Source organism: Streptomyces sp. NPDC054765 (genome assembly GCF_053612065.1).
The window spans coordinates 94,776-108,855 of sequence record NZ_JBSHBP010000013.1; the positions used below are offsets into that span (position 1 = coordinate 94,776).

Annotated in this window: 11 protein-coding genes; 7 read left to right on the plus strand and 4 right to left on the minus strand. The window is 72.1% G+C overall.

The window, feature by feature from the left end:
• Positions 1–49: 49 nt before the first annotated feature.
• Positions 50–802, minus strand: coding sequence for a hydrogen peroxide-dependent heme synthase (gene hemQ, locus ACWGJY_RS11695; RefSeq protein WP_453260601.1), 753 nt, complete (start codon positions 800–802; stop codon positions 50–52).
• A gap of 11 nt (positions 803–813) precedes the next feature.
• Positions 814–2,277 (minus strand): protoporphyrinogen oxidase, encoded by a 1,464-nt coding sequence (hemG, locus tag ACWGJY_RS11700; RefSeq protein ID WP_453260602.1) that lies wholly within the window; start codon positions 2,275–2,277, stop codon positions 814–816.
• 193 nt (positions 2,278–2,470) lie between these two features.
• Here hemG and ACWGJY_RS11705 point away from each other — a divergent pair, with 193 nt between their 5' ends.
• Positions 2,471–3,667: a thiolase family protein gene (locus tag ACWGJY_RS11705; protein WP_453260603.1), complete on the plus strand. Its 1,197-nt coding sequence runs from the start codon at positions 2,471–2,473 to the stop codon at positions 3,665–3,667.
• A 197-nt stretch (positions 3,668–3,864) separates the two neighbouring features.
• The gene (locus tag ACWGJY_RS11710; RefSeq protein WP_453260604.1) at positions 3,865–5,247 is read left to right on the plus strand and encodes an FAD-dependent oxidoreductase; all 1,383 of its coding nucleotides are present in this window, start codon (positions 3,865–3,867) and stop codon (positions 5,245–5,247) included.
• Positions 5,248–5,299: 52 nt separating this feature from the next.
• On the opposite strand, the gene hemE is transcribed toward ACWGJY_RS11710, so the two are convergent.
• Complete coding sequence (hemE, locus tag ACWGJY_RS11715; protein WP_453260605.1) at positions 5,300–6,367, minus strand: uroporphyrinogen decarboxylase; 1,068 nt, start codon at positions 6,365–6,367, stop codon at positions 5,300–5,302.
• A 147-nt stretch (positions 6,368–6,514) separates the two neighbouring features.
• Between hemE and ACWGJY_RS11720 the strand changes: the two genes are divergently transcribed.
• The 3 genes from ACWGJY_RS11720 to ACWGJY_RS11730 all read left to right on the plus strand — a co-directional run bounded on the left by ACWGJY_RS11720 (position 6,515) and on the right by ACWGJY_RS11730 (position 9,525).
• The gene (locus tag ACWGJY_RS11720; protein ID WP_453260606.1) at positions 6,515–7,171 is read left to right on the plus strand and encodes a DUF3000 domain-containing protein; all 657 of its coding nucleotides are present in this window, start codon (positions 6,515–6,517) and stop codon (positions 7,169–7,171) included.
• A gap of 339 nt (positions 7,172–7,510) precedes the next feature.
• Positions 7,511–8,173, plus strand: a complete 663-nt coding sequence (locus ACWGJY_RS11725) for a response regulator transcription factor (protein ID WP_018536954.1) — start codon at positions 7,511–7,513, stop codon at positions 8,171–8,173.
• Between the two features lie 77 nt (positions 8,174–8,250).
• Positions 8,251–9,525, plus strand: coding sequence for a ribonuclease D (locus ACWGJY_RS11730; RefSeq protein ID WP_453260607.1), 1,275 nt, complete (start codon positions 8,251–8,253; stop codon positions 9,523–9,525).
• Between the two features lie 192 nt (positions 9,526–9,717).
• On the opposite strand, the gene ACWGJY_RS11735 is transcribed toward ACWGJY_RS11730, so the two are convergent.
• Entirely contained in the window at positions 9,718–10,416 is a 699-nt protein-coding gene (locus ACWGJY_RS11735) for a PepSY domain-containing protein (RefSeq protein ID WP_453260608.1), read from the minus strand.
• A gap of 249 nt (positions 10,417–10,665) precedes the next feature.
• On the opposite strand from ACWGJY_RS11735, the gene ACWGJY_RS11740 reads away from it, so the two are divergent.
• Both ACWGJY_RS11740 and ACWGJY_RS11745 read left to right on the plus strand, forming a co-directional pair.
• A complete protein-coding gene (locus ACWGJY_RS11740) occupies positions 10,666–11,886 on the plus strand; it encodes a thiolase family protein (RefSeq protein ID WP_453260609.1) in 1,221 nt (406 codons plus the stop codon).
• Positions 11,883–14,021 (plus strand): 3-hydroxyacyl-CoA dehydrogenase NAD-binding domain-containing protein, encoded by a 2,139-nt coding sequence (locus ACWGJY_RS11745; RefSeq protein ID WP_453260610.1) that lies wholly within the window; start codon positions 11,883–11,885, stop codon positions 14,019–14,021. The genes ACWGJY_RS11740 and ACWGJY_RS11745 overlap by 4 nt, the downstream gene beginning before the upstream one ends.
• Positions 14,022–14,080: the final 59 nt, after the last annotated feature.

The window sequence follows — 14,080 nt, forward strand, 5'->3', positions numbered from 1 at the left end:
GGCGGCCCGTGGCGCTGTCCGCGGCGGCGCCGGCCGCGCCGCTTGCCGGTTACGCCAGACCGGCGACCAGCTCGGAGACCGGCTTACGGCGTCCGGTGTAGAACGGGATCTCCTCGCGGACGTGCATCCGTGCCTCGGAGCCGCGCAGATGACGCATCAGGTCGACGATGCGGTAGAGCTCATCGGCCTCGAACGCGAGCACCCACTCGTAGTCGCCGAGCGAGAACGACGGCACGGTGTTGGCGCGCACGTCCGGGAAGCCACGGGCCATCTTGCCGTGGTCGGCCAGCATCCGGCGGCGGTCCTCGTCGGGGAGGAGGTACCACTCGTAAGAGCGCACGAAGGGGTAGACGCTCACATAGGCGCGCGGCTGCTCGTCGGCCAGGAAGGCCGGGATGTGCGACTTGTTGAACTCGGCGGGGCGGTGCAGCGCCATGTTCGACCAGACCGGCTCCAGCGCACGGCCCAGACGGGTGCGGCGGAAGAGGTTGTAAGCCTCCTGGAGGGCGTCCGAGCTCTCCGAGTGCCACCAGATCATCACGTCGGCGTCGGCACGCAGGCCGGACACGTCATAGGTGCCGCGCACCACCACGTCCTTGGCCGCGAGCTGCGCGAACAGCTCTTCGACCTCCTCGGCGTAGCCGGTGCGGTCCTCCGGGAGGACCTCGCGCAGCTTGAACACCGACCAGAGGGTGTAGCGGATGATCTCGTTGAGGTCCTTGGCCTTCTTGCCGGCGTGCGGAACCTTCTCGGGCGCCGCGGGTGCCTGCGGCGCGGAAGCGGGAGTGGAAGCGTCTGTCATGCCGTCCATTCTCACTCGGCGGGGACGGAGTCCGGGCGCAGGGTGCCGAGGATGTCGTCGGCGGCCGTACGGGCCGAGGCGATACAGGCGGGGATGCCGACGCCCGCATAGAGCGCGCCGCACACCCTCAGGCCCGGCAGCTGCGCCACGGCGTCCTGGATGCGGGCCACCCGCTCCAGGTGGCCGACCGGGTACTGGGGCAGCCCGCCGTCCCAGCGGGTGACCCGGGACGCGACCGGGGCGGCGGTCAGCCCGACCGCCTCGCGCAGGTCCGTCCGCGAGAAGCCGACCAGTTCGGAGTCCTCGCGCGCCAGGTCCTCCTCGTCGCCGTGGCGGCCGAGGGAGGTACGCAGCACGAAGAGGTCGGGGTCGAAGCCGCCGAGCCAGCCCCACTTGTTGCCGGAGAAGGTGGACGCCTTGATCTTGCGGCCGTCCACGGGCGGTACGAGGAAGCCGCTGCCGGTGAGCCGATCCTCGACGTCGGCGCGGCAAAAGGCCATGGTCACCAGCGCCATGGAGGCGTACTCGACGCGGTTCAGCTCGGCCGCGGCGGGCCGGCAGACGGGGGCGAGGAGGCGGGCGGCGGCGGGCGCGGGGGCGGCGAGGACGACGGCGTCGGCGGCGAGCGGGGCACCGTCGAGGTCGATGAGCCAGCCGTCAAAGGACCGCCGCACGCCGGTGACCTGTGTGCCCGTACGGATCTCACCGCCCTTGGCCCGTACGGCAGCGGCCACCGCGCCCGGCAGCGTCCCGATGCCGCCCTCGATGCCCGTGAAGACGGGGCCGGACGCGGCGGCCCCGGTCCGGTGGACGGCCTCGGCGGACCGCGCCTGGAGGCCCCGTACGCCGTCGAGCAGCGAACGGTTCGTGCGCGCGGCCTCGAACAGCGGGGGAACGGCGGCGCGCATCGAGATCTGGTAGGCATCGCCCGCGTACACCCCGCCGAGGAGGGGCTCCACGAGCCGGTCGACGACCTCGCGGCCCAGACGCCGGGCGACATAGGCGCCGACGGCGACGTCCTCGCCGACCTCGGTGCGCGGCAGCCGGGCATCCTCGTCGATACGGGCGAGCCCTTCGGCGGAGAGCACACCGGAGGCGGCGAGCGGACCGAGGTCCCCGGGGACACCCATGACATGGCCCTTGGGCATCGGACGCAGCGCGCCGCGCGTCCACAGGGACGCCGTTGCCGTGGTGGGCGGCTGCAGCCGGTCGCCGATCCCGACGGCGCGCGCGAGATCCACCGCCTCCGGCCGTCTGGCGAGCATCGATTCGGCGCCCAGATCGACGGGTACGCCCGCGATCTCACCCGCGTACAGCTTGCCGCCCAGCCGGTCCGTCGCCTCCAGGACGGTCACCCGGGCGCCGCCTTCGAGCAGCCGGTGTGCCGCCGCCAGCCCGGAGATGCCGCCGCCGATGACGACCACATGACCGGTGCTGCCGGGCCCGTGGCCCGTACGGGTGTGCGCTGCGCTCATGCCCCCACTCTCTCAGAGCACGCCGACGCGACCGGGACCGGATCATGCCCCGCGCCGGCGTCCGGACCGCCGGGCACGGTGGCCGGGAGCCCCGTTGACAGCGGGCAGCGGCGGGCAAAGACTCATGGTCGGCGGGTGGCGATCTTCGTACCGCCCGCCGACCGTCGAACCGGGACAGCGAGGACAGGGCCTGATGACCGACCCACGCGTACGGGATGTGTACATCGTCGACGCCGTACGGACCCCCGTCGGCAAGTACGGCGGCGCGCTGGCCGGGGTCCGGCCGGACGACCTCGCCGCCCATGTGGTCAAGGCCCTGGTGGACCGCACACCGGACCTCGATCCGGCGCGGATCGACGACGTCGTGTTCGGCGATGCGAACGGCGCGGGCGAGGACAACCGCAACGTGGCGCGGATGGCGGTACTGCTGGCCGGGCTGCCGGTGACTGTCCCCGGCGTGACCGTGAACCGGCTGTGCGGGTCCGGTCTGGAGGCGGTGATCCAGGCGGCCCGCGCCGTTGCGCACGGCGATGTGCATATCGCGGTGGCGGGCGGTGTGGAGTCGATGAGCCGGGCGCCCTATGTACTGCGCAAGCCCGAACGCGCCTTCCCCGCAGGCCATCAGGAGATGTTCTCCTCGACGCTGGGCTGGCGGATGGTCAATCCGCGGATGGCCCCGGAGTGGACGGTGGCGCTGGGAGAGGGCGCCGAGCTGATCGCCGACCGGCACGGCATCACCCGCGAGCAGCAGGACGTCTTCGCGCTGGCCAGCCATCAAAAGGCGGTGCGCGCCTGGCAGGAGGGCGCCTACGACGCGGAGGTCGTGCCGCTGCCGGACGTGGAACTGCTGCGGGACGAGACGATCCGGGAGGCGTCCTCCCTGGAGTCGCTGTCCAAGCTGAAGCCGGTGTTCCGTACGGCCGGAGGCACGGTCACCGCCGGGAACTCCTCGCCCCTCAACGACGGCGCGGCCGCGCTGCTGCTGGTCGACGAGGAGGGGCTGCGGGCCACGGGGCGCGAACCGCTGGCCCGTATCCGTGCGAGCGCGGTGACCGGCATCGAGCCGCAGCTGTTCGGCCTGGGGCCGGTGGAGGCCGTCCGCCGCGCCCTGGAGCGGTCCGGGCGCGGCTTCGGCGAGGTGGCGACGTTCGAGCTCAACGAGGCATTCGCGGCCCAGGCGTTGGGCTGCATCGGCCAGTGGCAGGAGCTGGACCCGGCGGTGGTGAATCCGCGCGGCGGCGCCATCGCCATCGGCCACCCGCTGGGCGCCTCCGGTGCCCGTCTCGCGGGGGCCGTGGCCCACCAGCTCGCCGCCCTGGGCTCGGGTACCGGGCTCGCCGCGTTGTGCATCGGCGTGGGACAGGGCCTCGCGCTGGTCCTGGAGCGCTGAGGCCCGGCGGCGCGGGCCCCGCGGCGCGGGCCCGGCCGGCGCACGCACGGGGCCTGCCCCTGGCCGGCCACCGGCACACCGGCGGGCCCGTGACGTAGCCGGCCCGAGCGGGCAGACCCGTGCGGGCAGCCCCGTACGGAAGTGGCACGGCGGAGCACCCACACGACGGAGCACCCACACGACGAAGGGCACACGGGATGGCGACGGAGCAGCTGGTGATCGTCGGGGGCGATGCGGCGGGGATGGCCGCCGCATCGCAGGCACGCCGGCTGAGGAAGCCCGACGAGCTGGCGATCACCGCGTTCGAGCGCAGCCATTTCACCTCGTACTCCGCCTGCGGCATTCCGTACTGGGTGGGCGGCGAGGTCGACGGCCCGGATGCCCTGATCGCCCGGACGGCACAGGAGCACCGCGCCCGGGACATCAATCTGCGGATGCGCTGCGAGGTCACCGAACTCGACCTGGACCGCGGCCGGGTGCGTACCCGGGACCTGGACAACGGCGGCCGGGAGTCATGGACCGGCTTCGACAAGCTGGTGCTGGCGACCGGCGCCCGCCCGCGCCGCCCCCGCCTGCCGGGCATCGAGGCGCCCGGTGTGCACGGCGTGCAGACCCTCGACGACGGCCAGGCCCTGCTGGACACCCTTGCCGCCTCGCCGGGCCGGCGGGCGGTCGTCGTGGGCGCCGGCTACATCGGCGTGGAGATGGCCGAGGCGCTGATCCACCGCGGCTACGAGGTCACCGTTCTGGAGCAGAGCGCACAGCCGATGTCCACCCTCGACCCGGACATGGGTGCGCTGGTCCATGAGGCGATGTGTGCGCTGGGCATCGAGACGGTGCGCGCGGCGACCGTCACCGGTGTGCTGACCGACGCGGAGGGGCGGGCCCGCGCGGTCACCACCGAGGACGCCGAGTACCCGGCGGATGTGGTCGTACTGGGCCTGGGCGTACGCCCCGAGACCACGCTCGCCGCCGCGGCCGGGCTGCCGCTGGGCGAGTCCGGCGGGCTGCTCACCGACCTCGCGATGCGGGTCCGCGGCCATGACCACATCTGGGCGGGCGGCGACTGCGTCGAGGTGCTGGACCTGGTCTCCGGGCAGCTGCGCCATATCGCGCTGGGCACGCACGCCAACAAGCACGGACAGGTCATCGGCGCCAATGTGGGCGGCGGATATGCGACCTTCCCCGGGGTCGTCGGCACGGCCGTCAGCAAGGTCTGTGATCTGGAGATCGCCCGCACGGGGCTGCTGGAACGCCAGGCGCTCGCCGCCGGTCTGCGCTTCGTCACCGTGACCGTCGAGGCCACCAACCGCGCCGGCTACTACCCCGGTGCCCGCCCGATGCGCGTCAAGATGCTCGCCGAGCGCCGTACGGGCCGGCTGCTGGGCGTGCAGATCGTCGGCCGGGAGGGGGCCGGCAAGCGGGTGGACATCGCGGCGGTCGCGCTGACGGCCGGGATGACGGTGGAGCAGATGACCGCCCTGGACCTCGGCTACGCCCCGCCGTTCTCCCCCGTCTGGGACCCCGTGCTGGTAGCGGCCCGCAAGGCCGCCGGTGCCGTGCGGGGCGCCGGGGCCTGACACCCCGCGCGGGCCCGCAGGCCCGGGTCCGGTCGCCGGCCTCCGGCTCCGCTCAGCGCGCCGTCTGTGTGTGGACGTAGTCGACGAGGCGGGTCAGCGCGTCCGGGTCGGTCGAGGGCAGTACGCCGTGGCCGAGGTTGAAGATGTGGCCTTCCAGTCCGGCGGCCGCGTCGAGGACCTCACGGGCCTTGGTCTCGACGGCCTCGCGGGGCGCGAAGAGCACGGCCGGGTCGATATTGCCCTGGAGCGCCTTGCCCGCACCGACGCGGCGGGCCGCCTCGTCCAGCGGGACCCGCCAGTCGACGCCGACGACATCCGCGCCCGCCTCACCCAGCAGACCGAGGAGTTCGCCGGTGCCGACGCCGAAATGGATCCGCGGGACGCCACGGCCCTCGACGGCCTGGAAGACCTTGGCGGAGGCGGGCATCACCGAGCGGATGTAGTCGGCCGGCGAGAGCGCGCCGACCCAGGAGTCGAAGAGCTGGACGGCACTCGCCCCGGCGTCGATCTGGACCTCGAGGAAGGCGGCGGTGATGTCGGCGAGGCGGTCCAGCAGGTCGGCCCACAGCTGCGGGTCGCCGTACATGAGGGCCTTGGTGCGCTCGTGGTTACGGGACGGGCCGCCCTCGACGAGGTAGCTGGCGAGCGTGAAGGGCGCGCCGGCGAAGCCGATCAGCGGCGTGCCGCCCAGCTCGCGGACGAGCATGCCGATGGCCTCGGTGACGTATGCGACGTCGCCGGGCTCCAGGGCGCGCAGCTGCGCCAGGTCGGCGCGGGTGCGGATCGGGTTCTCGACGACCGGGCCGACGCCGGGCTTGATGTCGAGGTCGATGCCGATGGCCTTGAGGGGCACGACGATGTCGCTGAAGTAGATGGCGGCGTCGACGTTGTGGCGGCGCACCGGCTGCAGCGTGATCTCGGTGACCAGATCGGGCCGCGTGCAGGAGTCGAGCATCGCGATGCCCTCGCGGACCTTGCGGTACTCCGGCAGTGAGCGCCCGGCCTGGCGCATGAACCACACCGGCGTGTGCGGCACCGGCTCACGCCGGCACGCCTTGAGGAAAGCCGAGTCGTGTGTACCGGTCTGCTGCTGGCCCGTGGGGCAATCGTTGGCGCTCACGCCCCAAATCTTCGCACGCCGTACCCCCCACCGAATTGGCCAGGTGGCCGATATCTCCGCATGCGCCCGGGGGCGCCTCCGAATGGGCGACGCGCGCACCGGGTGTCCTCCCCGTATGCGGGCCCGGTTCCGCCTAATCTTCCGGGCATGGCTGCGGCTCACGAACACCTCGCGGACAGCGCGGACGAGGCCCCGATCCCCTTCCGTCAGGCGGTCGAGGCGCTCCGCGCGGCACGACTGCGGCCGGAGATCGAGATCGACCCGACCCCCGCACCGAAACGGCTCGCCCCGTATGCGTATGCGCTGGAAGCGGCGGTCGTCGAGCACGGATCGGGTCCGGACGGCGAGGACAAGGATCTGGCGGACGGCCGGCTGGTGGTGCTGTACAACCCGGCCGGGGACGACACCTGGCAGGGCACCTTCCGGGTGGTGACACTGGCGCGGGCTGAGCTGGAGCCGGAGATGGGCAGCGATCCGCTGCTGCCGGAGGTGTCCTGGTCCTGGCTCACGGGTGCGCTGGACGCGCGCGGGGTGCGCTACGGCGCACCGAGCGGGACGGTGACCCGAGCCGGCTCGTACTACTTCGGCGGGCTCGCGGCGCGCGAGCCCGCGACCCAGATCGAGATCCGGGCGTCATGGACACCTGCCGAAGGGCCCGGCGGGGTGCCGGACCTGGCGGTGCATCTGTCGGGGTGGTGCGACCTGCTGTGCCAGGTGGCGGGCCTGCCGCCGGCCACGCTCGACATGACGCCGCGCGGCGGGATCGTCCCGCTGCCGCAACGCCGCGGCGCACAGCCCCGCTGAGCTGCACTTTTCCATACGGCCGGGCCGCGGTGATCACGTTTGTGCACAGCCGGTCCCGGTGATCGTTTGCGCCCGGCCGGGGCCGTGATCACCGGGACGCCGCCTCCCGCAGGAGTTCCGTGCGGTATCGCGAACGGCTCTGATCATCTTCGTGCGCACTGGATGCTCACCTCTGATCGATCACGCATCCGATTTGCCCGAATTGCCCCTAACTAAATCGTGATCAAAGTCTAAAGTCCCGCCGGTTTGCTGCCGAAGAGGTCAGTGACCCTTCAAACACGGATCATTCCGGCTCCCCCCAGCCGGCTTCCGTCCCCGCCACTCCCCCCAGGAGGCCCGGTGTCTGTTCTCCTCGAGCAACCTTCGAGCCTGGTCGCCTACCGCCCGAACAAGCCGACGGCCATGGTCGTCGTGGCCGACCCTCGCGTCCGCTCCACCGTGACCCGCCACCTGTGGGCCCTCGGAGTGCGTGACGTGATCGAGGCGTCGTCCATCGCGGAGGCCCGTCCCCGCGTCGGCAACCCGCGCGACATCTGCGTTGCCGACGTCCACCTTCCCGACGGCTCCGGCCTCACGCTGCTGTCCGAGACCCGGGCGGCGGGCTGGCCCAACGGCCTCGCGCTGTCCGCGGCCGACGACATCGGCGCCGTACGCAACGCCCTGGCCGGCGGCGTCAAGGGCTATGTCGTCACCGGCACCCGCACCAACCTGGGCCTTCCCGGCCGTCCCGGCACCTCACCCATCGGCGCCAACGCGGCCCGTATGCAGCGCCGCCCTCCGGGTGCCCCCGGCCACCCCGGCGGCTACCGCGAACTGTCGGGCCGTGAGGTCGAGGTGTTGCGGCTGGTGGCGGAGGGCCAGTCCAACAAGGCCATCGGTGTCTCGATGGGACTGTCGGCGCTGACCGTGAAGAGCCATCTGGCCCGTATCGCGCGCAAGCTCGGCACCGGTGACCGGGCCGGAATGGTGGCGGTCGCCCTGCGCACCGGCATCATTCACTGACCCTTCATCCGACCGGCTCGCCCGTCGAGGGAACGTTCCCTCGACGGGCGACGTGCATACACAGATACCCTTGACTGGTGACCGACGCCCAAAAGACCGCAGCAGACACGACACTGCGAGCAACCGGAGACTCGCCTCCGGATTCCCGACCGGCGCCGGTCCCTCTCCTGGAGCCCCGTGAGGGCATCCCCCCGGTGACCGCCACGGACGAGGCGCTCGCCGAGGTCGTGGCCGCCTTCGCGGCCGGTACGGGCCCGGTGGCCGTCGACGCCGAGCGGGCCTCCGGCTACCGCTACGGCCAGCGCGCCTACCTCGTACAGCTGCGCCGCGAGGGCGCCGGCAGCGTACTGATCGACCCGGTCGGCTGCCCCGACCTGTCGGCACTGGGGGAGGCGATCGGCGACGCCGAGTGGGTACTGCACGCCGCCACCCAGGACCTGCCCTGTCTGCGTGACATAGGGATGGTCCCCACCCGGCTGTTCGACACCGAGCTGGCCGGACGGCTGGCCGGCTTCGCCCGGGTCGGCCTGGGCGCCATGGTCGAGAACGTCCTCGGCTTCGCCCTGGAGAAGGGCCACTCCGCCGTCGACTGGTCCACCCGTCCGCTGCCCGAGCCCTGGCTGCGCTACGCCGCGCTCGATGTCGAGCTGCTGGTGGACCTGCGCGACGCGCTGGAGGAGGAGCTGGCACGGCAGGGGAAGCTGGAGTGGGCCCGGCAGGAGTTCGCCGCGATCGCCGCCGCTCCCCCGCCGCCGCCCCGCAAGGACCCCTGGCGCCGTACCTCCGGCATGCACAAGGTCCGCCGGCGCCGCCAGATGGCGGTCGTACGGGAGCTGTGGACGGCCCGTGACCAGGTCGCCCAGCGACGCGATGTCTCACCCGGCAAGGTGCTCGGGGACGCCGCGATCGTGGAGGCGGCGCTGAATCTGCCGCCGAACAGCCATGCGCTGGCCGCACTGCCCGGCTTCGGCCACCGCATGGGCCGGCGGCAGCTGGAGCAGTGGCAGGCCGCCGTCGACCGCGCCCGTGCGCTGGCCGAGAGCGAGCTGCCGCAGCCCGGCCAGCCGCTCAACGGCCCGCCGCCGCCCCGCGCCTGGGCCGACAAGGACCCGGTCGCCGCGGCCCGGCTGTCGGCTGCCCGTACGGCGGTCACCTCGCTCGCCGAGAGCCTGAACCTCCCGCAGGAGAATCTGATCACCCCGGACACCGTGCGCCGGCTGTGCTGGGAGCCGCCGGCCGAGCCGGCCCAGGAGTCGGTCGCCGAGGTGCTGGCGGGCCACGGCGCCCGTCCCTGGCAGATCGAGCAGGTCGCGCCGATCCTCACCGAGGCACTGCTGACGGACACCGACTGACGCCCGCGGCGGCCCGGATTCCGTACGCCCGGCCGTCCGCCGTCACCCCCTCCGCGCACTCGTGGCACGCCAACCGACCGCCGCGTCAGCGGGGTTGGCTTCCCGCCGCCACGACGCGGCACGAGGACGGTGCGGGAGCGGCCCGCCGCCTCCCGGGCGGCGGGGGCGGCCGGGGCGGTCGGCCTGTCCGCCCTAGCCCTGGCTGACGTGCATCCACAGCACCTTGCCGTTGGTGGCGTCGATCTCGTACATCGTCTGGTTCCAGTCGTCGCTGGTCACGACGCCCACGGTCCAGACCACCGCGTCGCTGCCGTTGTCGGCGTTGCCGAGTCCGATGGTGGTGACGGTGCCCTTCGTCTTGGCGGTGGCCGTCTGTGCGGCCTGCTGGGCCGTGACCTTGGCCTTGGCCAGCCGGGCGGCCAGCTGCTGTTTGTCGCCGGCGTCGGCCGACTCGGTGCGCGGCGGGCCCGCCTTTCCGGAGACGGCGTCGACGCGGACGTCGTTCACCGCCCCGTCGGCCGTCGCGACCGCAGTGCTCCAGTAGGGGGCGGCGGGTGAACCCTTGAGCTGTGCGGCGAGCGCCTCCGAGGCGGGGACGGCTGCCACCGCCGCCTTCAGTGCCTGCTCGTAGCCCACCTTGGCCTTGGGGACCAGGGCCTTGCGCCGGGCCTGGTCGGCGCTGAGCGAGCTGCTCGGGGAGGCGGGGGCGGAGGCGGGCACCGCCCGCGGGGGAACCGCGCTGTTCTTCCGGGCGCCGGCCGTGTCGCTGTTCCCGCAGCCCGACAGCAGCACACCCGCGGCGGCGACGGCGACGGCGCAGACCAGCCCGGTTGCACGGGGCCCCACAGGGCGCCAGCGCCGGACCACGACACCACTCCTGTTCGTATCCATATCGGCACTTTAAGTGTGCAATGAGATGAATTGCGCCAAGACCCGGCGGCATCCGGCCTTTTTCGATCAGCAGTGACCGCCGGTCGCCGGGCGGGCGCCCGGTAACCGGCGCAGCTGACCGGTGTGACCTTCACCGCTCCGGGCAGTGGGGGTGTGCAGCTTGGTTACCCGTAAGTAGCATGTCGGGTGTGAAGCGTCCCCCCGGGGCGCCCCGCAGCAGTGCCATCCCGCACCTGGAGGAGAGCCAACGTGCCTCGTACCGCTAGGGACGTCGTCTTCGTCGACGGCGTCCGCACCCCGTTCGGCAAGGCGGGCCCGAAGGGCATCTACCACGAGACCCGCGCCGACGATCTCGTCGTGAAGGCCATCCGGGAGCTGCTGCGCCGCAACCCGGCCCTGGACCCCGCGAAGATCGACGAGGTCGCCATCGCCGCCACCACCCAGATCGGTGACCAGGGTCTGACCCTCGGCCGGACGGCCGGCATCCTCGCCGGACTGCCGCAGTCCGTGCCCGGTTACTCCATCGACCGCATGTGCGCCGGCGCGCTGACCGCCGTCACCGCCACCGCCGGCTCCATCGCCTTCGGTGCGTACGACGCCGTCATCGCCGGCGGTGTCGAGCACATGGGCCGCCACCCCATGGGCGAGGCCGTCGACCCGAACCCGCGGTTCGTGAGCGAGAAGCTCGTCGACGAGTCCGCCCTGTTCATGGGCATGACCGCGGAGAACCTGCACGACCGCTACCCGCACATCACCAAGCAGCGCGCCGACGAGTACGCCGTGCGCTCGCAGGAGAAGGCGGCCAAGGCGTACGCGAACGGCAAGATCCAGCAGGACCTGGTGCCGATCTCGGTGCGCAACACCAACGCAGAGCTCGGCGAGACCGGCTGGGGCCTGGTGACCGCCGACGAGCCGATGCGCCCGGGGACGACCCTGGAGAACCTCGCCGGCCTGAAGACGCCGTTCCGTACGCACGGCCGGGTCACGGCCGGTAACGCCGCGGGTCTCAACGACGGCGCCACCGCTTCGATCCTCACCTCCGAGGACTTCGCCCGGGAGCACGACCTCCCGGTCAGGATGCGCCTGGTCTCCTTCGCCTTCGCGGGCGTGGAGCCCGAGGTCATGGGCTACGGTCCGATCCCGGCCACCGAGAAGGCGCTCGCCAAGGCGGGCCTGGGCATCGAGGACATCGGCCTGTTCGAGGTCAACGAGGCGTTCGCCGTGCAGGTGCTCGCCTTCCTCGACCACTACGGCATCGCCGACGACGACGCGCGCGTCAACCAGTACGGCGGCGCCATCGCCTTCGGTCACCCGCTGGCCTCCTCCGGCGTCCGGCTGATGACCCAGCTGGCCCGGCAGTTCGAGGAGCAGCCGCAGGTTCGCTACGGCCTGACCACCATGTGCGTCGGCTTCGGCATGGGCGCGACGGTCATCTGGGAGAACCCGAACTTCGACGGAGGCAGCAAGTGAGCACCACCACCGAACTGCTGAAGGGCGCGGCCGAGCTGTTCCCCGACGAGGTCGTCACGTCGGCGCACGTCCGCCACCTCGATCTGCCGTACGGCGCGGGCAAGTTCGCGCTGATCACGCTGGACAACGGCTTCGACCACACCAAGCCGACCACCTTCGGCCCCGGCTCGCTGGCGAACCTCAACGCCGCGATCGACCAGGTCGAGAAGGAGGCCGCGGACGGCGGCATCGTCGGCGTCGGCATCACCGGCAAGCCGTTCATCTTCGCCGTCGGCGCCGACCTCAAGGGCGTCGAGCTGCTGAAGAACCACGAGGACGCGCTGGCCATCGGCAAGGGCGGCCACGAGGTCTTCAAGCGGCTCGCGCAGCTCGCCGTGCCGACCTTCGCGTACTACAACGGTGCCGCGATGGGCGGTGGCGTCGAGGTCGGTCTGCACTGCACCTACCGCACCGTCTCCAAGGCCCTGCCGGCCTTCTCGCTGCCCGAGGTCTTCCTCGGTCTCGTCCCGGGCTGGGGCGGCTGTGCACTGCTGCCGAACCTCATCGGCGCGGACAAGGCCGTCTCGGTCATCATCGAGAACTCGCTCAACCAGAACAAGCAGCTCAAGGGCAAGCAGGTCTTCGAGCTCGGGATCGCGGACGCGCTCTTCGAGGGCGCGGACTTCCTGGAGCAGTCGCTGATCTGGACCGCGAACGTCCTCAAGGGCGAGGTGGCCGTCGAGCGCGCCGAGGTCGACCGCGGCGAGGCCTGGGACCAGGCCGTCGCCAAGGGCCGGTTCATCGCCGACGGCAAGGTGCACGGCGCCGCCCCGGCCGCCTACCGTGCGCTGGACATCATCGCCGCCGCCAAGAGCGGTGATCTGCAGGCCGGTTTCGACGCCGAGGACCAGGCGCTCGCCGACCTGATCATGGGTGGCGAACTCCGCGCCGGCATCTACTCGTTCAACCTGGTGCAGAAGCGTGCCAAGCGGCCCGCCGGTGCGCCGGACAAGAACCTGGCGCGTCCGGTCAGCAAGGTCGGCGTCGTCGGTGCCGGTCTGATGGCCTCGCAGCTCGCCCTGCTCTTCCTGCGCCGCCTGGAGGTGCCGGTCGTACTGACCGACATCGACCAGGAGCGCGTCGACAAGGGTGTGGGCTACGTCCACGCCGAGATCGACAAGCTGCTCGGCAAGGGCCGGATCAACCAGGACAAGGCCAACCGCCTCAAGGCCCTGGTCTCCGGTGTCCTCGACAAGGCCGAGGGCTTCTGTGACGCCGACTTCATCATCGAGGCCGTCTTCGAGGAGATCGGCGTCAAGCAGCAGGTGTTCGCGGAGGTGGAAGCCGTCGCCCCGGCGCACGCGATCCTCGCCACCAACACCTCCTCGCTGTCGGTCACCGAGATGGCGTCGAAGCTGAAGCACCCCGAGCGGGTCGTCGGCTTCCACTTCTTCAACCCGGTCGCGATCCTGCCGCTGCTGGAGATCGTGCGCGGCGAGAAGACCGACGACGCCTCGCTGGCCACGGCGTTCGGTGTCGCCAAGAAGCTGAAGAAGACCGTGGTACTGGTGAAGGACGCCCCGGCGTTCGTCGTCAACCGCATCCTGACCCGCTTCATGGGCGAGATCCAGAACGTCATCGACGAGGGCACCCCGGTCGAGACCGCGGAGCAGGCCATCGAGCCGCTCGGTCTGCCGATGTCGCCGCTGGTGCTGCTGGAGCTGGTCGGCCCGGCGATCGGTCTGCACGTCTCCGAGACGCTCAACCGCGCCTTCCCCGACCGCTTCACGGTCTCCCCCAACCTCAAGGCCGTCGTCGAGGCCGGCAAGCGCGGCTTCTACGTCTACCCCGCCGAGAATCCAGCCAAGCCGGAGCTGGACCCCGAGGTCGCCGCGCTCCTCGAGCAGGGCGACTCGGTGCTGACGGAGGAGCAGGTCCGCGACCGCGTCCTGGACGCGGTGGCGCAGGAGATCGGTCTGATGCTGGACGAGGGCGTGGTCGCCGAGGCGCAGGACATCGACCTGTGCCTGATCACCGGCGCCGGCTGGCCCTTCCACCTGGGCGGCATCACGCCGTACCTGGACCGCGCGGGCGTCTCCGAGCGGGTGCGGGGCAAGAAGTTCCTGGCCCCGGGCATGGCGAGCGTGCCCGCGTAAGGGGACACCGCTGATCGTATGAAGGCGTGGGCCGGCTCGGCGGAGCCGGCCCACGCCTT